This window comes from Candidatus Thiodiazotropha sp. AKAK3, assembly GCF_058244645.1.
Genome location: NZ_JBSYOQ010000053.1, coordinates 224,888 through 247,103, shown reverse-complemented (window position 1 = coordinate 247,103; position 22,216 = coordinate 224,888). Strand labels below are relative to the sequence as shown.

The window sequence follows — 22,216 nt, the reverse complement described above, 5'->3', positions numbered from 1 at the left end:
ACTACCCGAAAGCCTGAAACGTGAGATGCATAGCGTGCTCGGCATGGACGTATGGGAATACAAACCAAACAACGCAGAAGACAGCTAAACCACTGAGGTATATTGTGAGCAATTTATTGTATGAGACTACCGGTCAAGATCAGGATGCTCAAAACGAGCATGCTGAAGAATTTGCGTCCGTGCGTGAAAAATCGATCGAGGGTGGATTTACGCTTCTCAAACGATTGATCGGTCTATACCCACTCAAAGGCGATATACCGCTTGAAACTCGAGACAGTGACCTCCTGCTCAAGAAGCGCGCCTCGAGGACATTACCTGCCAAATCGTTTCTTTCCTTTGTCCCGTTTCGTTGGTACGACCCGGATTATCAACAGTTTGTCTGTGCGGATCGTCAGCGTCGCGGCCTTGTTTTTGAGCTGATTCCAGCAGACGTAGAGGGCAGGAACGATGAAATCATTGATGAAATGGCCGATAAACTGACAACGGCACTCCAAGCCTTACCCGGCAAAGAACCCGCATGGCTGCTTCAGATCTACATGCAAGATGAGCCAGTTGCCGCACAAGTTCACCGTCTTCGATCCTACATGGTCGAACACTCGCCTTCCAATCGACAAGTCTTTAACGAAGAATTACAAGATACAAAATTGCATCCATACTCTGAGGCCTGGTTAGAGATCATGGATGAGCATCTCAAGCTGACGTCTCGGCAACAAGGTATCTTTCGTGACGATATGGTCGGTGGTACGGCCTGGCGTGCCCGAGCAAGAACGGTCAGATGTGTGCTCACAAAAGCACCCGGCTCCAAAGTAGATCCGGATGAGCTGAATGGTGTACTGGAGCGGTTTCGTCAGACTTTAGTCGAAGGCGGGGTCAAGATCCACCTGTTAGATGGTGAGTCCCTCAGGGACTGGTTATTACCCTGGTATACCGGCGATGGAATCGATGCCTATCAATGGATCGAGAAGAACCCTTATCCAAAGGAAGATGAAGCAACTGGTGAATTACCCCCTGAATGGGATTTGGGTGAAGCCTGCATCAGAGGCCGCCTCAGCTTGGCGGATGAGTCTAATTTTTGCTGGCGACATGGGGATCGGTTTAATCGGTTTGTCACCTTACAGCCGCTACGGCATAAACCGAGAGCAGGCGTATGGACGCGTGAAACCACCGGGGGACAATCATCACCCTTTGATCGTCTGCCAGATGGCTCGATACTGGCCATCACAATCGTTTTTGATGCTCAAGATCTGATCGATGAGCGTATCTCTAAACTGTTGACGGTCTCAATCGGTGATGGTGCCGATGCCTCACTGACTGCAGAAGAGTGCAAATTATCACAAAGTTGGATAGCGAAAGGCCATCGGATGATATCTGTTTGTTCTGGTGTCTATTTATCCGCCGATAGCATTGAAGACTTGGAACTCAATACCAATAAGGTTGTTGCGGCGTGTTCGTCTGCAGGGTTTGATGCCATAGAACCCGGTGATGATCTTCTCTCGATTGATACCTATGTGAGAATGCTGCCGTTTTCTTGGAATCCGAAGGTAGACCGTAAGTTCATTCGAAGAGGTCGATTACAATGGGATTCCCATTTATCCCGCATCGTGCCATTTCTCGGTCGCGGCACTGGAACAGGTCACCCGGGTATTTTCGCATTTAACCGCATCGGTGTACCTCTGACCTTTGATCCACTCAACAGTCAGGATCGATCTAAGAATGCTCATATGTTAGTGCTTGGTCCGACTGGATCAGGAAAAACAGCAACTCTTGTCTCCATGCTGATGCATACCATGGCTGTGCACCGTCCAAGGCTTTTTCTTATCACGGCATTACCCACCTTTGGACTATTGGGCGCATGGTTTGAGCGTCATGGTTTTAGTGTTTTACACAAACACATCAAAAAAACCGAAGATATCTCATTACCACCCTTTGCTGACATCACAGAACTTGCAAAAGACGATGAAATTGATCAGGCGAGCGAGCAGAGTGAACGCGATATATTAGGTGAAGCCGTACTTGCTGCAAAACTGATGATCACAGGCGGCCGTAAACAAGACGAAGAGGCTTTGAAACAAGAAGATATCACTATGATCGGTAGTGCAATTATCAAAGCGGGTAAAAAAGCTGCTGCTGAGGATCGTCAAGCGCTAACGGAAGATGTGGTACAAGCATTTCGTGATTTATCACAGGGTGAAGGTAACTATACCCACAATCAACGCGAAAAAATGCTTGGAATGGCGGTTGCCATGGAAAAGTATACGCAGCACTGGGATGGTCAACTCTTCAATCGACCTGGCGAAAACTGGCCAGATGTTGACGTTACCATCGTGGAATTGGGTATGCTGGCACGGACTGGGTACGAATCACAATTGGCGTTGGCAATGACCGGATTGATGGGCCGTATCAATGATCGAGTTGAGCATAATCAATACTCAGGCCGTCCTAATATCACGTTGATCGATGAGGCGCACTTACTTATCCAGAATCCTCTGGTTGGCCCCTACATCAATAAAATCTCGGCTATGTGGCGAACATTTGGTGGTTGGTTGTGGATCGCCACACAAAATCTACGCCAAATCCCAGAATCATCGAAACAGCTGTTGAACCAACCCGAATGGTGGCTGGCACTCTCATCCGACCAGGATGAGGTGGATGAAATCAGTAAATTTAAGGATCTTTCGCCAGAAGAGAAAACGCTGCTGAAACAGGCCAGAAAAGAACCCGGCAAATACGTTGAAGGTGTGGTGATGTCCAAAAAGCTGCTGTCGCTCTTCCGTAATGTGCCACCGACACTAGCGCTTGCGATTGCTCAAACCGAGCAAAATGAAAAACAACAACGGCATCAAATCATGAAAGAGTTGGGGCTTTCAGAGGAGTTGGATGCCGCCATAGAAATCGCTAAACGTATTGAAGCCGGTAGAAGGGAATTCAGACTATGAAGATCATCATTTATTCAATGCTGTTGACGCTGCTGTTTTGCTCATCGGTTTATGCAGAAAGCGACACGATCAAAGCCCATGTGTTTGTATTGGATAGAGATCAGCAATATGCGTTGGCGGGTAAAACTCAAGCAGAGGAAAGATTACACCTGGTGTGGCACTACTGGAGCGATGTGGATCTGATTGAAGATGAAATGGGTAAAGCGTTACCCAACGATCAGAAAAAAGCACTTATGGTATTGAAACAACGTATCGCGTCCATGACTGATCAAGATAAGACGATGTTGGCTAAGTCATGGCGTGGTCGACATATGGCCAGCGATCTTAGTATTAATCCCGGAAATATGCCTGCCGTATGGGCGGATGGGCGCATCTTTACTCATGTAGAGGATCTGCGTCATGTCTTCTCAGGAATCAAATAAAAACGATCAAGCGTCAACAGGTACATCAGATGACATTGAGTGTATATGGTGCGGTATTTCGCGTCGGTTATTTCCGGATCTGGATATTCAATGGGCTGTTGTGGATAAAGACAAGCGAGTTGGCATATGCACAGAGTGCTGGAATGTCCTACCTGAGGAAGATAAACAACTCAAGCCAGCTACCCATGTAGATGAGAAGGGAGTCGTTGAATGAAATCCAAACTAATAATCTGCTTCATGATACTCGTACTGATCGTGTCTACCCCGGCCAAATCCGATGAATTTGGCATTGACGATCTTGTTCAAGGTTTTACAGCAGATGAGTGTCTTGATTACTGCATTGTTGGTGTTTGCTTTTGGTTGGTCGGGATCTGCCCATTTTGTGAGATTGAAACGACGGCAAAAATACAGCATCGATTACCTGATCTCATCGTTAGCGCCTATAAACTCCCAGGTGAAAACCCCTGGACCGAAGCAAGAAATGTGTATGGAGAATTTGCCCTGGATGCGCTGAGAAGCATCCAAGGTGATCACGCAGATGGGTCCGCGACCGTCTATTCAACCATGTACCACGACAGTGAAGAAAAATCGTCAGTTGCCTTTAATGAAGTGCAGGTTATCGGAAATCCAGTCGCTTACGTGAGTGAGTCAACGGACTATCTGTGTGACACGGAATCCGATCCCATTCCCTATTTTATGTCAGAAGTCGATGCAGCAGCTTGGAGGAACCCATATTCTGAGGGCCATCACCCAGAAAGCTACATACCAGGTATGCGTGAAATCTGGCCTATGGGAGGCAGTGTGTTTCCAAGAGTCGGTTACCTGAAGTCATACGACCCGCCAAAAGCGGCAGCCGTCATGGCGCAACGAGCCATCGATATCACACTACAAACCTGGCAACTACCCCATCTCTATATTCCATTTGGCTACGGTAAGATCAATCCAGATCTTGATAATGTTGTCAGTGATCCATCAAGCACAGACACAGGTCCTGATGGATTGGAATGTGCGGGTACTGATTCGGAGACGGGCTTGTGGTCGTATAGTGTTGAGTCTGTGACACCCGAATTCATCGAGTATATGAACTCGCTTGTTCAAACAGGCGGAGAAGGGGCGGGTAGTGAAGAACTCACGCGCATGCGTGGTGATCCCTGTGCAGACAATCAAGCCGATTGTAGTTCAAGCGGAGGATTTTGGGACGGGCTTTCCTGTCAATTGCAACAATACGTTTATTGGCTGGAGCCAGGCTTAGAAAGAGAAAGAGCTTGGCAAATGATCTCGCCCGTTCAACAAAATTACTGTGAGTCTTTCATCGAAGTACCTGATGACTGGTCGGATGATAAACAGACCGATGAATACACCTTTGGCTGGCAATATTGGCGTAAATACAAATGCTGTGTACCCACAGCAGGCATTTTCTTGGGGTCAGTCGAGTTTTCACCCATTTGTGTGATTGGATCGAACGATTACTAGCATCAACATTATTGTAGGGATACCCAGATGAACAAGTACTTATACATCGTTGTTACACTTTGTATGCTTTCTCCCATCAACGCTGTCCGTGCTGATATGCCCCCACCGGGTGAAAGTGAGCTCTTTTACGAAATCGGTGGTGGTCTAAATATACCTACGGATCTTGGTGGCAGAGATTATGTTCCCTTTAGTGCAGACATTAGCGCATCCTTGTTTGGTGCCTGCGGACAGTTCGACCCTCATTATTCTGTTCAGCAAATGATCAATGATTTCTCAGATGCATTCACGCAACTTGGCAGTTATTTTACTGCGATGCTCGGTGGATTACCGGGTTATATTTTCTGCCGATCGAATCCATTAGCGTGTCAGCTGCAGGAAAATATTACGGCACGTATGGAAGGGTTTTATAAAACGGGTATGGACTTTTGCCAAGAGTTTCAATCGAGTGTTGCATCGGATACGGACCAAACAAGAGGTTGGCTAAAATCGATTCAAGCTGAGGAATGGGAAGATAACGCAGGAAACGATGAAAACCCGGAAGAAACCAGTCGTGAAGTGAGTCAAGTTGACGGCTCATCGGGCGTCACCTGGATTGGAGGTGTACGTGCCGGCGGCCATGGCCAACCCCCCTTACGGGTTGTTGCAGATACGGTGAAAGCGGGTTACAACCTACAGTTTGGTCGGAATGTATTGAATAGCTCGGTCCTTAATCTGTCTAATGAAGATGCTGCCAATAATCCGATCGCCAGATATTGGCGTACTCCTGAAGAGGCCGCTAAGTGGGTGACTGAAGTCATCGGGGAAATACGTCCTGATATTGATGAGAGTGCATCAGGTATATCACCCATAGGCATCGGCTCAACAGATACCAGAGATTCCGATGGTGATCACGGCGAAGGGGGCGAGGATGTTGTTGTGACTCATGAGTTTCTCACGGCAGACAACAACTCGCCAGCGCTTGGCTTGTTACCTAAGGTTCATATTGAAGAGCAACCCATCAGAGATCTAATTGAGGAGTACATCAATACGGGTATTATGCCTTCTAACGATGATCTTCAATCTATATCGGGTACCAGCTCCACCGCCGTTCTGACTCCGGAACTACTGAGAGCACTTCGAGCCTCACCAATGCGGGATGTCCTTGGGGCTCGCCTAGCGAGAGAAATAGCGATCGCTAACGTTGCACAGATGGCGATGGCCGCCAGGCGTGCATTGATTGCTGGATACAGTGAACCCAATATCTCTTCCTATGAACCAGCACGTCAGCAACTCGCTTATCGTCAGGATCTCATGGACAAAGAGATTCAAATGTTACTCACTGAGAAAGATGTCAGTCGTATGTTGGTCTCAGATACGGCTCTAACCCTGTTACGCAATTTCAGATCAAGGCGGCAATCCGGACCCGGTGAAAGTAGCAACTCAGGACCGTTTATGCAGGGCGGTTCAGTCACTCAGTGAGTATGTGTTTGCCTGTCAGCAACTTGAATGAGGGGTAACCTATGGAAGCCGGTAGTGTATTTGGCTCTTATACCTTCCTATTCGGATGGTACATCTTCGATATGCTTGTGGGTGTACTCCAAGCTACCGCCTTGTGGTTAGTGCCATTCTTTGTGGTCTTTTTTGAATCGACAATAGGCCAAGCAGGGGCAGGTAGTTATCGAGGATTTCATGAACGGTCGCTTGGTACGATGGAAGTCGGCGTCTATGTTAAAGCGGTCGTCATCGCCTTTTCGTTATTGCCCCTTGTTTCTGTGAATTCATCCTCATTCACCTATTCGGATGAGACAAGCACCTATACGCCAGGCAATACCAACACCACGTTTGATAACACACTCACATCGCTACCGCCTCAAGTACAGGTCCCCTTACTTTGGTACACGGTAAGCTCATTGGCGGGTGGTATCAATGCCGCCATCGAGGCTATTCTTCCAGATCAGGAAGATATCCGGAGCTTGATGCACAGCATGGGTCAACTATCGATCCATGACCCTGCGCTACAAGCGGAAGTGAGACGATTCAACCGAGATTGCTATCAACCTTCGATATCCGCCATTCGATCATTCAATTTAGGCGGTGATTCAAGTGCTCAAGCGCCCGTTCAAATGGTCACAGACTTCAATACAGCACAAAATCTCTATGAGGGTGAGATCTACGGTGATCTAAGTTACATCGGGGCAAGACAGCTGCTCAATACACGTGGGTTATATCGACTGTGTAATAGCCCAGCGGATTGCCCTCATCAAGATGCGATAGGACCCTATTCACCGGTATCTGGCTGGGAGACGATCTACGATTTCTCCTCGCCGGCCAGGTCAGGACCGAGCTGTGCAGACTGGTGGTCGAGTCCAGCGAGAGGTTTGAAGCAAAAACTGATTACCTACATGGAATCAGAGCGTTCGGACATAACAGACTCAATTGCGGATAGCTTTACGGCCTGGGGCGCCACTATCGGTGTGGTGAATGCCGAAGATCGAGGTGACGCAATTATCCAGCGCGCCTTATCAAATACCGGTAGCCTGATCTATGGTAGCAACTCGGCTGAAGGCCATAACTCTGTTACAAACTTCAAAGATTTTATCGATTGGGTGGTGGGGACATTTTCCGCCGTAACAGGCAACGGCATTCTGTCTCTGCTCAACGGGGTCATTGTGGACAGTCTTCCGCTACTGCAAGGCTATTTGGTTCTAATTATTGCCGCTCTTTTACCTTTGGTGATGTTGGTGACACTCTACAGCCCAAAACCAGTAATCACTCTGGCCTTTTTTATGATGGCTGTCCTGTTATGGCCTGGGATGTGGTCGATCGCCCGTTGGATTGACAATGTATTATTAGAATCGATATTTGACGGCTACTCAATCCTGGGGATGCAGCTCAATGCGCCAGCAGCGATTCTCTCTATCATTGCGATGTTAGGATATATCGGGATACCAGTTGTTTTCAGTAAAATGCTTGTTGCAGCTGGAAATGAAGCAGGAAACCATGTAATGGGTGCTGTTGGTAATCTGCAACAAGGCTCGCAGAGTACGATTAGTCAAGGTGCCGGCACAGTTGCAGGGGGGGGCAAGAAGATCTCAGGAATGGCGGCTAAGGACGCACGTAGCAATCTCAAATAACAATGAGTGCGAGATACTATGTGACTGATAGAGACTACGGACGATTAAGGTGGATCGCAAGGAGTTCCATATTTATCAGTCCACTTACCAGTATAAGAATCACGACAATAGGGTATGCCAGCTTCATTAGCTTGCCAAGGATCATCCTCTTCATCCTTGTTGCTGGCCTTACTGGCTGCTTCAAGACCCGACATCAGTGCAACGAAGGCCTCAAGCAGCACAACCCCAACCGCCCAGAAAAAACGACTGGTCTTGACCCACGTTGGGGTCTGCCGGAAGGCATTGAGTTTGGCCAACAGACCAGTAAGTTTCGTTGGCCTTTTTTCGTGGGTTGCGGTGTAGGTCTTCATGTCTGGAATCCCTGTGTGTTAAAGTCAGTCCCTTACAAGGATAAGTATATGATCGGCCGAGGATTGTTTCAACAATCATTCCCTGACTCTTCAGGTCTTTTATACCCAATCCTTCGTTTTTTCTTTCTCGGACATTTGATTAATGTCTCGTTACTCAATCGCTTAACATCATTCAGTTTTTAGATAAGGCGTTTAATTATAGCTGACAAGGAGCGTTACTATGAATTTGTTACTTTCTAAATCACTACCCTTGGCTCTTTTGTTTTCCTTGTTTGTTGGCTGCGGGGGAGGGGGTGGACAATCTGATCCTTCATCAAATAATGAGGATTCGGATGCAGATGACATTGATCTCGATATCACTACATTCGAGTATATGGGTAACGAATCACCTACCATTGTGACAAGTTCGAATCTTGTTCAATTGGCATATGCCGTAGCACAGACCGTCAAAAATCTTGGGTTGTATGATGTCATTCTTCAAACTGAAATGCTGAGAACAACCCGTCCATTTCCGTCAGATGCTACCAGCTCACTATCCTTAACGAGCGACCCACACTGTGTCCCTACTGGATCATCGACTTCTGAACACAATGTGTCAGGCACGATCAGTAAGTATTCATTTACCGATTGTGGCACCAACGGGAGAGATCGTAATGGGACCTACTATGTGTCTGGCTATAATACGATTGTCCATGAAGATTCCCTGGCTGGTCCATTTGTGAGTATTCTTGATGGCGAAGTGCTCGATGAAAAGGGGTACTCAGCACGCATACATCGCACATTGAGATGTGATTTCGATAGTTGTGTCTTCGTGGTCGATTATTTTAGCGATGACGACTTTGTCTATAGGATGACCGATATTTATCGTACCAGCAGAAGCCGTAATACCGGAATACAGGTAAGTGGCCGTGCCTACCATCCAGATCTGGGTTATGTGGAGTTCGAAACAGATTCTGACTTGAGGATCGATTTGAACTGTGAGAGCACGCACCCAAGTGTTGGGAGGGTCGTCTTTTCTGGCAGTAATAATTTACAAGGTTCAATCGATTTTATCAGCTGTACGCAGTATGTCGTTTCAAATGGCTCGTCAAGCTATGTCATGAATTGGTAGTGCACTATCAATGACTAATATTTTTCTTCATCATTGATTAATAAGGTCAATATGTTATCTACTACCAACGCTCAAAACGCTTCATTATTTGTTGATCTACCATCGATATCTATTTCGAGTGGTTCATTGGAGTTTTTAAAGTGGTTTGCCTTTTTGGCAATGATTGCTGATCACATTGACGTGTTTCTCTTCAATCGACAAATGCCATTTCTGTATGAGATAGGTAGATTGGCTATGCCTATTTTTATGATGGTTCTTGTCTATAATTTAGCTCAATCGGCTATTGATAATCATCAGAGTTATTGGAGAGTGGCTTGTCGATTGTTCGTCTACGGACTCATTTCTATTCCAATCATTTATCTCCTGAGACAAAATGCTGGTCTATCTGAGACATTTCCGCTCAATATCTTGTTTACGTTGCTTGTTGTAACGCTATTCTGTCAATTATGGGAAGGTGGAACAACTCGGGATTATACGCTAGCCATCCTGTTTCTACTTGCTGGTGGCATCTTTGTGGAGTATTTCTGGCCTGGTCTCTTATTTGGGGTATCTGTCTGGACCTACTTTCGATATAGGAACTGGTATTTCTTCCTGGGTGTTGGCATACCTGCTCTGGGATTGATTTGTTTATTTAACGGCAATCTGTGGGCGATTGTGTCAATACCCATCATATTGGTTTTATCTAAAATACGAATAAAAATCCCACGATTTCGCCACATCTTCTATGTGCTTTACCCATTACACCTTGGGCTACTACTTGCTGTTCAATTATTGATTCAGAATTAATTAAGCTTCATGCTCACGGAATTCATACCCGTGGTAGTAATCCTGGTCATAAAGTTGTCCGGTCTTCTGATAGAGCTCTGCTCTTAATGAGCGAACCGATTGATCCAACCAATAGATGGACATGATGTCGCCAGGTGTATGGCCTGATCCTACTGGACTCCATATTTTTCCTTTTCGGATCTTCCAGCCTTCCCATCCATTATGGATGAGATATCCGGCACGGCAGAGTATGAGTCTGTAAACAGACACCTTTACATCTATTGTACCCCGTTCCATTTTTCTGTAGTAACTTTCCTCGATACCGCAGAGTTCAGCGGCTTCTCCATAATTAATACCAGCTAAATGTCTTGCTGTCCGTAGCATATCCTTCGTTGGATTAGGGTTTAAAAAATCCATGCCCTCTGCATCTGGGCTGATATTACTCATATCTAATATCCTCTATTTGGTCATTTGCAATGACACACAGTATTTTGATTTAATGTTTAAGCTTAGAACTTCTGGTGGTTCATGATTAGTCACTTAACATTATATGACATGGAGTCATTGTTATCGACAAGCACTTTTTGTGTATAAAAGGGATTTTTGGTGTATGAGTGGGTTGATTATTACTTTTCTCACCTAATGGTGGAGCGTAGGCTTCCGCCGAACACAATAGCTTCTTATAAACGAGATCTGGCTTCTTTTACTGGTTGGATCCGTTGGCGAAGTATTGCTCAATGGTCTGAGGTTAGTGATATACAAATAACTAAATATATAGGGTTTCGCAGTCGTGATGGTATGTCCATTGCTACTTTGCAGCGAGAGCTCTCTTGTATTCGATCATTCTTTAAGTACTTGATGGCAGAAGGGGTTGTACAGACGAATCCTGGTAAGTTGGTTCGTCTCAAAAGACAGCCCAGAAAGCTACCCTATACATTGAGTCAGGAAGAGATTAAAAAACTACTCGATGCGGATTTTGATCATCGATCACCTACCGATATTCGTGATCATGCAATTTTAGAATTACTCTACTCGTCTGGGATCAGGCTCCAAGAACTCGTACAGCTCTCCCTGGTAGATATCGATTTTGATGAGAGGGTTCTTATTGTCACAGGAAAAGGATTAAAAGACCGATACGTGCCTTTTGGGAGCATTGCGGCAAAAGCTATCGAATTATGGATGTCCGTTCGATCGCTACTTGCGAATGAAAATGAAATTGCTCTGTTTGTCGGTGCAAGAGGAAAGCGCATATCACGATCTGTTGTTAGAAAATCATTAAGTGATTTATCAGATGAGGTGTTACATAAGCACGTTTACCCTCACTTGCTCCGTCACAGTTTTGCAACTCATTTATTAGAGTCTCGGTGCGACCTGAGGGGTATACAGGAATTGCTGGGCCATGAAAACATCAACACAACCCAAATTTATACGCACCTGGATATTAAAGCGATCGAGGATGTATACAGGGAGTCTCATCCTCGCGCTAAGTTGAAAAGGTGATCGTTCTAATTTAGCTTCGATAATTTCTTATCTTAGAGATACCATTTAATATACTCAGGCCAATACTTTCTTTTTTACGATTTCAGATTGTACATGGCCATGATGGCGATCGAGGCAACCCCAGCTACATGTCAACTTCCATTCACTGAATAGATCTTTCAGCAGATGTGCTCTGTAATAATGCCTCTTGGATGATTGATCCATACTAGATTCACCATTAACCCACTAGCTCTTTTTTCAGAAGCGGGTCAGCTTGCTTAATGTGTCCGAACCGGCAAGTGCTTTGCTGTCATCATAATAGTCAAACCAGGGCAGGCTGGCTTCTGTATAATCCTTGGCAGTCGTAGGTTTATGTGGTGGTTGATGCCCGGTAATCATCTGGTATTGCTCACTGTTGGTCAGATGGATGAAGCACCGGAAACCGTTGTCCTGATCCCATGCGTCAATACCGTATTCGTCCTCATAAATCTCCTGCCGCATCAAGCCGCCTGGTGCCAGACCCATATCCGGGGCAGCCGATTCGCAGACCAAACGACTGAACATCGGCATATCAAGGTAGTCCATGTCTGCTTCCACGGTGCGCTCGAAATGTTCGACGTAATAATCATGCTTCATCGGGTAGACAATAATCTGGAGTCCGCCATGTTCAGCCGTACCGGTAATCTGCTCCTCGGCTGTGAAGCCTTCACCCAGGGGCATGACAACAAACTGTCGAATGAAATCTTCCGAGACATTGAATCCATCCAGCCAGGACTGTTCCGGAATCACCGCATAGTCCTGCGGACCGGCCGAAAGCCCATTGCTCCAGGGTTCCCCGGATACGGCATTGATCTTGCCGGCGGCGATCTTGAAGGCGCAGGGGTAGTCACCGGAGAAATTGATCCACAGTGCCTCTGACTGATACATGGGTATGAAGACGCCACCGTGTGTCCGCCAGGTATCAGGCAAATTGTCTGCGAAGTCATCCACGTGCTCCACCGGGAAACGACCCAGGCCGGGGGGAGAGGGTATTCCCGGTTGTCATCCGGGATTCGCAGGGTGCGCTGGAAGTCGATGCTGCACGTCGCTTTTTGGTGGACCTCCGGAAACAGGAAGGTCAGTTGGTTGATCATTAGTTCGATCATTGTCTTTTCTCCCCTGAGTCACTATTCAGGTGTTACCAGTCGCCATCACGGACATCCCGGGCAATACGTAACAGAGCGTGATCCGGTGCGGATTCGAGCTGGCGGATCAGATCCGCGAACAGTTGCGGGCGCTTACGAATGATCTCCTGCAAATCCGACGATACCTTCCCGGCCATAGCCAGCAGCACATCCGGGTCTTCGCCGAGTTCCTCGGCCAATGCCCGGATTTTTGCCTCGGACGGCGGCGCCACATCCCCGCGCTCTATCTTGCTGAGGTAGGCGGGCTCCACACCAATTCGCTGAGCGACCTGCCGGACGGAAAATCGCCGATCCTGTGACTTCAGGGCCTCGCGATGTTCACGGATGTGCTCTCCAAATGTCATGTGTAGTATATAGTATACATCTGATTCCAAGGCAAGCTTTCTGTGTGATGTCGGTCTAATTAATTGCTAATGTGGGGTAGCTTATGAAAACGGGGCCTTGATCTACGCCGCTATCAGAGACGACCTACTAGAGGCAGTGAACGACTGGTTAGCGCGTCCAGCGCCAAATGACTGAGATATGCGGCGCCGCCAACCAACAGGATGCCCCTTAGAACTTTGTCGAAATCATCCTGCGGTTCCCAATGGTAGATCTTATGCATTCCAGTAGCCAATAAAACAAGCACCACGATGCTATGGAAGAACTGTCGATGGTTAGGGTTACCAAGGGCGGGTTCGATCATATCTGGAAGTTTCCCTAAGAGCGCACCAATGGGAATGGCGGCAGCAGGATGATGTAGTGCGCCAGATTTTTCTGACGCGTCATTTTGAGTTATAACGAATGCTGCGACTGCGCCTGCTAACTGGTGGGTGGGACCATTCATTGCTTCTCCTTCAATTATTTTAATTTTTCTTTACAGCCTCAATCAGGCTGTCACAGCATCCCGAAACCTCGAATTTCAGTGAATCGAGATTACGGCCTTTGACGTTGATTTTGGGTTTCTGACCATGTTCAGGGCAACGTGTGGATCCAACCGCTTTGGTAATCGAGTCTTGCACTGATTGAAGCATGCTTGACTCGAGTGCATCACCGATATTTCGTGGAGACACCTTCCTGCCGTTTATTTCAAAAGAAATGTCAATCATATAAGTGCCCTCAACTGAACGTATATTCTTGCCAGGGGATGCGACTCGGATGGACCTTCCTCAAGAAATTCACGATGTCATTCCGCCCCCAGTAGGTTGGAGTTCCGCGAGAGTCTTGCCCCATCAGCACAATTGGCATGCCCGGAAACAGTGGCTGGACGGATTGAACTGCCTGCTGGCATTGCATCTGCGACCTCAAAATATGTTTTTTCACAACCGTGATCGCAAAAGTCACGCCTTGTTCTTTGATTACTGCACCTTGGAGTTTAATCATCAGGTAGTCTCCGTTTTCGATAATCTGGCAGGCCCCCGGAACCACTGGGAGCAAACCACTACTTTTCTTTCTTTACGCCCTTGAACGGGGACTTATCAGACGTTTTCACATCCATAAACTGACCGGTTGCGGTATCGCGCTTAACCCAGTTGCCAGCTGGGGTCCTAGTCTGTGAGCGCTGCCTGACGGCGCCATTTCGGTGTCCATCGCCTTTCGGAGGGTTGGTGGCCATAGCTGAACTCCATTGCAAAATGAAAGAGCAGGCAGAGCAGGTCTCTAGCTAGCATGCTACTATCATCAAAATGATGATGTCAAGTGGTATTAATGATCGTAGCATGAAAAAAGAGTACTACAAGTCGTCATATTAGGGCAGAATACTTCACTATTTGGAGCTTGGGAGATGATTTACGGTGCTTCTTTCAGAAATAAGCCAGGTACAAAAAGAACGGTTATCCCATATAGATTTCAGGGCGTATTTCCTGGGGGGAATCGGTCGAAGCGACCTTGTGTCCCGGTTTGGCATTGGGGAGGCGGCGGCCACAAGAGACATAACCCTATATAGAGAGCTGGCGCCGAAAAATCTCGAGTACGACACACAAGTCAGGTCGTATCTTAAGTCCGAGGCGTTCAAACCTCTGTTTGATTACTCGCCCGCACAGGTTCTGGCCGCGCTTTCGCATGGCTTCGGCGAGGATTTCGTCGGTAGTCACAAGGCGATGATTCCATGCGCGACGCCGGCCGAACTGAACAAACCTATATTACCTGTCCTTGCCGTTCTCACTCGGGCTATTCATCGCAAGAGGGTGGTCCGCATTCAGTATCGTTCAATTGATTCCGGCCTGAGCACTCGTGAAATTGTTCCATTTGTTCTGGTCGATAATGGCCTGCGCTGGCATGTGCGCGCATATGACCGAAAGCGGGAAGCCTTCATAGATTTTGTGATAACTCGTATCACGGATCCAGTCATTACCGACAGCGAACCACAAGAGCATGAAACACGCGAGGCGGATATCCAGTGGAATCGCATCGTAGAGATGGAGTTGGTGGCTCACCCGAAGTTGCTGCACCCGGAAACCATCGAAATGGATTATGCCATGCAGGATGGTGTACTGAAGGTCAACGTACGAGCTGCCGTTGCGGGCTATGTGTTGAGACGGTGGAACGTAGACTGCACGGAAGATCATAGCCTAAGGGGGACGGGAAACAACAGCCAGAAAGGGGCAGAGTATCACCTCTGGCTTCGAAACAGGCAGGCACTATACGGCGTTCAGAATCTGGTGCTGGCGCCAGGCTACATGACTGAAACAGCCTCCGGTAAACAATAACGAGTAAGTATCAGGGAAGTGCTAGACAACAATGATTACTGATTACCATGCCAAGATTTTCGCTCATGAATTGAGTAAGCGGTATTCCGTGGCGGATGCCGAAAAGCTGGCGGGTACGTTGTTCGATGCTCAAGTTGATTTGAACCCACATCAGGTCGAAGCTGCTCTGTTTGCCTTCAAATCGCCTCTGTCAAAAGGGGCGATTCTCGCGGACGAAGTTGGTTTGGGTAAAACCATTGAGGCCGGTCTTGTGTTGGCGCAAAAATGGACCGAACGGAAGCGACGCATCCTGATTATCACGCCTGCTAACCTCCGCAAACAATGGTCACAGGAGATCGAGGAAAAATTCTTCCTGCCTACGATGATCCTGGAAGCCAGGAACTACAACAAGATGATCAAGGATGGCAAACGACATCCTTTCGAGCAAAAAGTGCTGGTGATCTGCTCCTTCCAGTTCGCCGCTCGCCATGCTGAGGAGCTCATGGTCACGCCATGGGATTTGGCGGTGATTGATGAAGCTCATCGGCTTCGTAATGTCTACCGGCCGGACAACAAAATTGGCAAAGCGCTCAAGGGGGCGCTCGCCAACACCCCCAAGGTGCTGTTGACTGCCACACCGCTGCAAAACTCCCTGATGGAGCTTTATGGACTCGTTAGCATCATTGACGATTACACCTTTGGGGATGCCAAGAGTTTTCGAACTCAGTACGCTCGTCTTACCGGTGAATCTCTATTCAACGAACTAAAAGGTCGCCTTGCGCCGGTATGCCAGCGCACACTGCGTCGGCAAGTGCTCGAATACATCCGCTATACCAACCGCATACCCGTTACGCAGGAATTCGTCCCAACCGATGACGAACAGGCACTCTACGACATGGTATCCGATTATCTGCGTCGTCCCAGCCTGCAAGCCCTGCCGTCCGGCCAGCGTACACTCATGACGCTTATCATGCGCAAGCTGCTGGCATCGTCCACCTTTGCTATCGCCGGCGCTCTGGATTCGTTGGCGCGAAAGCTCGAACGGCAGCTTAAGGAAGACAAAGATCTGAAGTCGCGTCTCGAAGAAGAGATCGCTGAAGACTACGAAGAATTCGACGAGGTTGCAGATGAGTGGTCCGATGAGGATGCCGAACGTGAACTGCTTACGGAAACTGACATAGAAGCGATCAAGTTCGAGATCGATGATCTACGCACCTTCCGTGACCTCGCCGTTACCATTACCGAAAACGCCAAGGGGCAGACCTTGCTTGGCGCTTTGAACGTCGGTTTTGCTAAAGCTGCAGAGCTTGGCGGTCCGGAAAAGACCATCATCTTTACCGAGTCCCGCCGCACACAGGACTACCTGGTGCGCTTGCTCTCAGAGAATGGCTACGACGACAAGCTCGTACTGTTCAACGGATCCAATAACGACCCACAATCAAAAGAGATCTACAACACCTGGCGTGAGGTCAACAAAGGCAGCGACAAAATAACCGGCTCACGCACCGCAGATATACGTGCTGCTTTGGTGGATTACTTCCGTGAGAAGGCATCTATCATGATCGCCACCGAAGCCGCAGCGGAAGGTATCAACCTGCAATTCTGTTCCATGGTGGTCAACTACGATTTACCCTGGAATCCACAGCGTATAGAACAGCGCATTGGCCGTTGCCACCGGTACGGCCAGAAATACGATGTGGTAGTGGTTAACTTCCTCAACAAGAATAACGCAGCCGATCAGCGTGTATATGAACTGCTGGCAGAGAAGTTCCAGCTCTTTTCCGGTGTGTTCGGGGCCAGTGACGAAGTACTGGGAGCCGTTGAGTCCGGTGTCGAGTTCGAGAAACGTATTGTCGCCATCTACCAGAACTGTCGAACCACCGAGGAGATCGAAGAAGAATTCGAACGCTTGCAAACGGAAATGGATAGTCAGATCAACGCTTCCATGGAGGATACACGGCAAAAGCTGTTGGAGAATTTCGACGCGGAAGTGCATGACCGTCTCAAAGTGAATCTTAGCAAAAGTAAAGAGTATCTCGATCGCTATGAACGCATGCTCTGGTCGATGACGCGTCATGAACTGTCTGAGCATGCGACGTTCGATGACGCCTACCTGACCTTTACCCTTAACACACAACCGGATGGCGTCACTGTGCCAATCGGCGGCTATCACCTGTCCAAAACCAGCCTTGATGGTCACCGGTACCGCATCGGTCACGCGCTCGCCCAGCATGTTCTCGGCATTGCAGGCTCACGCAAACTCAACGGCGCAGAATTGATCTTTGACTATTCAGCATGGCCTCTGAAAGCGGTGAGCGTGGAGCCGTATGTAGGTAAGTCCGGCACAATGACTGTACAAAAGCTCTCTGTCAGAGGCGCTGACGACCAGGACCATATCATTATTGCCGCCATCACCGACGACGGCGAGCGATTAAAACACAAGGCTGCCATTCGGCTTTTTGAACTGCCATCGAAGATGAATAGTCAGGCAGATCTGGCCGCGCCTGCTTCTGTAAAGCGAATCGTTGAAAACGAACGCAAGATCATCCTGGATGAGCTTGCCGCGCGCCAGGCCGCATGGTTCGACGACGAAATGGACAAGCTCGACAACTGGGCGGAGGACAAGCGCGCCGGTCTCAAGGCGGATTTGAGAGAGCTGGATGACCAGATCAAGACACTGAAAAAGGAAATTCGGCAGACAGGTAATTTGCCTGACAAGCTTGCTCTCCAGAAGAAGATGCGTCCACTCGAGCAAAAACGGGATGAAGCGTGGCGAGCCTACGACGCTGCCGCCAAAGAGATTGAAATCCAGAAGGACAGGATACTGGATCAGGTGGAGACGCGGCTCGGGCAAGAGGTTACCGAAGAAGAACTGTTCACCATCAGATTCAGGGTCAATTGAGTGAGACAGGGAGTGCTGTGGGGCAGTGGGGCGCCAGGAGTCCGCGAACTAGATCAAGGAGAACAATATGTTACGAGAATCCAGGCCGGAACTCAGCTGACGACAACCATGCCGGCGGTGGCGCCAGATTTGGCAAAATAGTAATGGATATATAGACAAAAATGTATTAACCTAATAGGTAAGTAAAAATTGATTGATATCGATTTTGCCAGCAAGAAGCTGCAAAAGCAATTTAACGAAGAAAAGACGATGCTCAAGGCCTTCGGGCAGCAGCGCGCAAAGCGAATCAAGGTGGTGATGACGGCATTACGGGCAGCCCCAAACCTGGGTGTATTTGCACCGCCCTACAGTCCACCACACCGGTGCCACGAACTGACGGGCAAGCGCAAAGGCACGCTCAGCCTGGATCTGGACGGCCCGTACCGTCTGATCGTCCAGCCGTTACACAACCCGCTACCGGTGCGGCCGGAAGGTGGGCTGGATTGGCACCGTATTACAGCCATCAAGATATTAGGCATTGAGGACACCCATGGATAACGCAGCTATCAACCACTACACGCCTGACTATACAGTCACTCCCGGCGAGGTGCTGGGCTACGAGCTCGAACTGCGTAACATGAGTCGAACCGAACTGGCCAAGCGCACGGGCTTAAGCGAAAAGCACATCATTGCCATCCTCAAGGGCAAGGGCACGGTCATTATCACGCCTGAAACCGCCATCAAGCTGGAGCGTGCCCTGGGTATGCCAGTCGAGTACTGGCTCAATCTGGAGGCCCACTACCAGGAGACCCGCGCGCGGTTGGCGGAAGAGGTTCAGCTGGAAAAAGACCTCGGCTGGCTCAAACGTATACCCGTCAATGCTATGGTAAAAATGGGATGGCTAAAAAAGCATAAGGACAAAAAGCAGCAGCTCGATGAAGTGCTGCGCTTCTTCGGTATTGCCAGCGTGGAACAGTGGGATGATATCTGGCCCAACGTGGCCGTCGCCTACCGTCAGCACAACAAGCACGAAATCTTCCCGGAGGCGGTTTCCGCCTGGCTGCGCCAGGGTGAACTGGAAGCCACAAACATCGCGTGCCAGCCATATGACAAACCCGCATTTCGGCAGGCGCTGGATGATATCCGCGCCCTCACGGCCGAAACCGATCCCGCGCATTTTGTTCCCGCCTTGCAGCAGCGTTGTGCCCAGGCCGGCGTCGCCGTAGTGTTTATTCCATGTCTGCCCAAGACCGGCGTCAGCGGAGCAACTCGCTGGGTTAGTTCCGACAAGGCCATTATCCAGCTCAGCCTGCGCTACAAAACCAACGATCATCTCTGGTTCACTTTCTTCCATGAAGCCGGGCATATCCTCTTACACGGCAAGAAGGAGCTGTTTATTGAAGGTACGAACGGTATGGATGGTGAGAAGGAAGAACAAGCCAATCTCTTCGCCGAGCAGGAGCTGCTACCGAGAAAGGCCTTCAACAATTTCGCTACACAAGCGCCGTTCAGTAAAGCGGCTATCTGCCAATTTGCACAGGAAGTGGGTATTGCTCCCGGGATTGTGGTTGGGCAATTGCAACACAAAAGACTGCTGCCGCCGACGCATTGCAACGATTTGAAGGTCAGGTATCAATGGAGTCACGAGTAGTGGCCAATAGTGGGAACAGTCCTGAAATGAAATGGATGAGCAATAACGAATGAAAGCAACTGAGGCAAAGCTACTCGATTTTCTGAAGAAATCACCACAGTTTGTGATTCCTATCTATCAGCGCACCTATTCCTGGACGGAAAAGGAAGTGCGGCAACTTTGGGATGATATCCTTCGCGCAGGGCAGAGCGATGATATCTCGGCCCATTTCATTGGTTCGGTCGTGTATGTGGAAAAGGGTCTTTATTCAATATCAGCCCAGTCACCGTTGTTGGTTATCGATGGTCAGCAACGTCTTACAACAGTCAGTCTGTTGATCGCTGCATTGGCGTCTGCGATCGGCGAAGGAGAGCCGATAGAAGGTTTTTCTCCCCGGAAACTGCGCAATTACTATTTGCTGAATCCAGAAGAGGAGGGAGGGCGGCACTTCAAGCTGATCCTTTCCCAAACAGACAAGGCCTCTCTGATTTCGATCCTCAAGGATGCACCGCAGCCAAAGGAACATTCAATCCGCATCACGGAGAACCTGAAGCTTTTCCAGGAATTGTTAGCTGAACAGAAAGAGAATCTGGAAACCGTCTGTAAGGGCATCGCCAAGTTGATGGTTGTCGATATATCGCTCGATCGCGATCAGGATAACCCACAACTCATTTTCGAGAGTATGAACTCCACGGGCCGAGAACTCAGCCAGGCCGACCTGATTCGCAATTTCATACTCATGGGCCTGGAGCCCGAGCTACAGACCCAGCTCTACGAAAGTTATTGGCGACCGATGGAGCTGGCCTTTGGACAGGAAGCCTACACGACTCACTTCGACGGCTTTATGCGGCATTACCTGACGGTCAGGACTGGCGAGATTCCCAAAATGGGCGAGGTCTATGACGCGTTCAAAAAACATGCACGGTCATCCAGCGTCTCCAATGCGGGTGTGGAATCCCTGGTTGCGGAGTTGCATGCCTATGCCGGACACTTCTGTGCCATGGCACTGGGCACTGAAGAGGATTCGGGGCTCAATCGTGCCTTTCATGACCTGCGGGAACTCAAGGTCGATGTCGCCTATCCATTGCTGCTCGAGCTGTATCACGACTATCAAAGCCAGATTCTTTCCAGAGAAGACTTCCTTAAGGCGGTACGCGCAATAGAAAGTTACGTCTTCCGTCGTGCGGTCTGTGCCATACCGACCAATTCCATGAATAAGACGTTCGCCAATATCGGCAAGACGCTAAAGAAGGATCGCTATCTGGAAAGCCTGGAAGCCGCCTTTCTGTTACTGCCGTCCTATCGCCGTTTTCCGAAGGACGATGAATTCAAACGTGAACTCAAGATCAAAGATCTCTATAACTTCCGTAGCCGGAGTTACTGGTTACGAAGGCTGGAAAATCACGGGCGCAAAGAGCGCGTGCCAGTCGATGAATATACGATAGAACACATACTGCCCCAGTGTGATAACGATCCTGAAAAAGTACCCGCCGTGTGGCGAGAGGAACTCGGTGAAGACTGGGAAAACGTCTGGGAGACCTACCGGCATACGCTCGGTAACCTGACCCTGACCGGTTATAACTCGGAATACTCTAACCGCAGCTTTGCCGAGAAGTGCAATATGGAAGGCGGCTTTGCCCAGAGTCCATTGCGCCTGAACAAGAACCTGGGGGCGGAAGGAAGCTGGAATAAGGACTCCATTGAGGGACGGGCCGCCTACCTTGCGGCCCAGGCAGTTTCAGTATGGCAGGCCCCAGCGCTGGATGCAGAACTACTGGCTGCCTACAAGCCGTCACCGGCGATCACGTCGGCCAGCTACACCATTGAGGACCATCCACACCTGGCTTCAGGTTCAATGCGTGACCTGTTTGATGCATTCCGTAAACAGGTGTTGGCGCTTGATCCGGTCGTGTCAGAGGAGTTTCTAAAACTCTACGTGGCCTACAAGGCAGAAACTAATTTTGTGGATGTCGTGCCCCAGGCCAAACGCCTGCGTCTTTCACTGAATATGCCATTCCCCGATATCGACGACCCCAAAGGCCTGTGCAAAGACGTCACTGGTCTGGGGCGCTGGGGCAATGGCGACGTGGAGGTGGGACTGTCGACTCTCGACGAACTGCCCTATGTGCTGGGCCTGGTACGACAATCCTTTGAAAAACAGATGGGTAATGGCACAGATGAGTAGTCTGTCGATTGCCAAAAGAGA

Annotated in this window: 21 protein-coding genes; 14 read left to right on the top strand and 7 right to left on the bottom strand. The window is 48.9% G+C overall.

The window, feature by feature from the left end:
• The first annotated feature begins 104 nt into the window (after window positions 1-104).
• From AC4IE7_RS13560 to AC4IE7_RS13535, 6 genes are read left to right on the top strand one after another with little or no spacing between them, the layout of a single operon-like run.
• On the top strand, window positions 105-2,936 hold the full coding sequence (locus AC4IE7_RS13560) for a conjugative transfer ATPase (RefSeq protein ID WP_490777382.1): 2,832 nt from the start codon (window positions 105-107) through the stop codon (window positions 2,934-2,936).
• On the top strand, window positions 2,933-3,358 hold the full coding sequence (locus AC4IE7_RS13555; protein ID WP_490777381.1) for a hypothetical protein: 426 nt from the start codon (window positions 2,933-2,935) through the stop codon (window positions 3,356-3,358). The genes AC4IE7_RS13560 and AC4IE7_RS13555 overlap by 4 nt, the downstream gene beginning before the upstream one ends.
• Complete coding sequence (locus AC4IE7_RS13550) at window positions 3,336-3,572, top strand: hypothetical protein (RefSeq protein WP_490777380.1); 237 nt, start codon at window positions 3,336-3,338, stop codon at window positions 3,570-3,572. The genes AC4IE7_RS13555 and AC4IE7_RS13550 overlap by 23 nt, the downstream gene beginning before the upstream one ends.
• Window positions 3,569-4,831, top strand: a complete 1,263-nt coding sequence (locus AC4IE7_RS13545; RefSeq protein ID WP_490777379.1) for a TraU family protein — start codon at window positions 3,569-3,571, stop codon at window positions 4,829-4,831. Before AC4IE7_RS13550 ends, AC4IE7_RS13545 begins: the two co-directional genes overlap by 4 nt.
• A 27-nt stretch (window positions 4,832-4,858) precedes the next feature.
• A complete protein-coding gene (locus AC4IE7_RS13540) occupies window positions 4,859-6,289 on the top strand; it encodes a hypothetical protein (protein ID WP_490777378.1) in 1,431 nt (476 codons plus the stop codon).
• A 41-nt stretch (window positions 6,290-6,330) separates the two neighbouring features.
• On the top strand, window positions 6,331-7,944 hold the full coding sequence (locus AC4IE7_RS13535; protein ID WP_490777377.1) for a conjugal transfer protein TraG N-terminal domain-containing protein: 1,614 nt from the start codon (window positions 6,331-6,333) through the stop codon (window positions 7,942-7,944).
• A 44-nt stretch (window positions 7,945-7,988) separates the two neighbouring features.
• Here AC4IE7_RS13535 and AC4IE7_RS13530 read toward each other — a convergent pair whose 3' ends face one another.
• Window positions 7,989-8,294 carry a hypothetical protein gene (locus AC4IE7_RS13530; protein WP_490777376.1) on the bottom strand — a complete coding sequence of 102 codons (306 nt, stop codon included), beginning with the start codon at window positions 8,292-8,294 and terminating at the stop codon, window positions 7,989-7,991.
• Between the two features lie 220 nt (window positions 8,295-8,514).
• On the opposite strand from AC4IE7_RS13530, the gene AC4IE7_RS13525 reads away from it, so the two are divergent.
• Both AC4IE7_RS13525 and AC4IE7_RS13520 read left to right on the top strand, forming a co-directional pair.
• Entirely contained in the window at window positions 8,515-9,405 is an 891-nt protein-coding gene (locus AC4IE7_RS13525; RefSeq protein ID WP_490777375.1) for a hypothetical protein, read from the top strand.
• Window positions 9,406-9,456: 51 nt separating this feature from the next.
• Window positions 9,457-10,191, top strand: a complete 735-nt coding sequence (locus AC4IE7_RS13520; RefSeq protein WP_490777374.1) for a TraX family protein — start codon at window positions 9,457-9,459, stop codon at window positions 10,189-10,191.
• Here AC4IE7_RS13520 and AC4IE7_RS13515 read toward each other — a convergent pair whose 3' ends face one another.
• Complete coding sequence (locus tag AC4IE7_RS13515) at window positions 10,192-10,617, bottom strand: DUF3653 domain-containing protein (protein ID WP_490777373.1); 426 nt, start codon at window positions 10,615-10,617, stop codon at window positions 10,192-10,194.
• 159 nt (window positions 10,618-10,776) lie between these two features.
• Here AC4IE7_RS13515 and AC4IE7_RS13510 point away from each other — a divergent pair, with 159 nt between their 5' ends.
• Entirely contained in the window at window positions 10,777-11,670 is an 894-nt protein-coding gene (locus AC4IE7_RS13510) for a tyrosine recombinase (protein WP_490777372.1), read from the top strand.
• A 237-nt stretch (window positions 11,671-11,907) separates the two neighbouring features.
• Here AC4IE7_RS13510 and AC4IE7_RS13505 read toward each other — a convergent pair whose 3' ends face one another.
• The 5 genes from AC4IE7_RS13505 to AC4IE7_RS13485 all read right to left on the bottom strand — a co-directional run bounded on the left by AC4IE7_RS13505 (window position 11,908) and on the right by AC4IE7_RS13485 (window position 14,195).
• On the bottom strand, window positions 11,908-12,639 hold the full coding sequence (locus AC4IE7_RS13505) for a hypothetical protein (RefSeq protein ID WP_490777371.1): 732 nt from the start codon (window positions 12,637-12,639) through the stop codon (window positions 11,908-11,910).
• 187 nt (window positions 12,640-12,826) lie between these two features.
• Window positions 12,827-13,177 (bottom strand): helix-turn-helix domain-containing protein, encoded by a 351-nt coding sequence (locus AC4IE7_RS13500; RefSeq protein WP_490777370.1) that lies wholly within the window; start codon window positions 13,175-13,177, stop codon window positions 12,827-12,829.
• Between the two features lie 113 nt (window positions 13,178-13,290).
• Window positions 13,291-13,659, bottom strand: coding sequence for a metal-dependent hydrolase (locus AC4IE7_RS13495; protein ID WP_490777369.1), 369 nt, complete (start codon window positions 13,657-13,659; stop codon window positions 13,291-13,293).
• Between the two features lie 19 nt (window positions 13,660-13,678).
• Entirely contained in the window at window positions 13,679-13,921 is a 243-nt protein-coding gene (locus AC4IE7_RS13490) for a hypothetical protein (protein WP_490777368.1), read from the bottom strand.
• A gap of 10 nt (window positions 13,922-13,931) precedes the next feature.
• On the bottom strand, window positions 13,932-14,195 hold the full coding sequence (locus tag AC4IE7_RS13485; protein ID WP_490777367.1) for a hypothetical protein: 264 nt from the start codon (window positions 14,193-14,195) through the stop codon (window positions 13,932-13,934).
• Between the two features lie 410 nt (window positions 14,196-14,605).
• Here AC4IE7_RS13485 and AC4IE7_RS13480 point away from each other — a divergent pair, with 410 nt between their 5' ends.
• The 5 genes from AC4IE7_RS13480 (at window position 14,606) to AC4IE7_RS13460 (ending at window position 22,195) form a co-directional block, all read left to right on the top strand.
• A complete protein-coding gene (locus tag AC4IE7_RS13480) occupies window positions 14,606-15,520 on the top strand; it encodes a WYL domain-containing protein (RefSeq protein ID WP_490777366.1) in 915 nt (304 codons plus the stop codon).
• An 88-nt stretch (window positions 15,521-15,608) separates the two neighbouring features.
• A complete protein-coding gene (locus AC4IE7_RS13475; protein WP_490777365.1) occupies window positions 15,609-18,401 on the top strand; it encodes an SNF2-related protein in 2,793 nt (930 codons plus the stop codon).
• Between the two features lie 189 nt (window positions 18,402-18,590).
• Complete coding sequence (locus AC4IE7_RS13470; protein ID WP_490777364.1) at window positions 18,591-18,938, top strand: type II toxin-antitoxin system RelE/ParE family toxin; 348 nt, start codon at window positions 18,591-18,593, stop codon at window positions 18,936-18,938.
• Window positions 18,931-20,031: a helix-turn-helix domain-containing protein gene (locus AC4IE7_RS13465; RefSeq protein WP_490777363.1), complete on the top strand. Its 1,101-nt coding sequence runs from the start codon at window positions 18,931-18,933 to the stop codon at window positions 20,029-20,031. Before AC4IE7_RS13470 ends, AC4IE7_RS13465 begins: the two co-directional genes overlap by 8 nt.
• Before the next feature lie 49 nt (window positions 20,032-20,080).
• The gene (locus tag AC4IE7_RS13460) at window positions 20,081-22,195 is read left to right on the top strand and encodes a GmrSD restriction endonuclease domain-containing protein (RefSeq protein ID WP_490777362.1); all 2,115 of its coding nucleotides are present in this window, start codon (window positions 20,081-20,083) and stop codon (window positions 22,193-22,195) included.
• The last annotated feature ends 21 nt before the right edge of the window (window positions 22,196-22,216 follow it).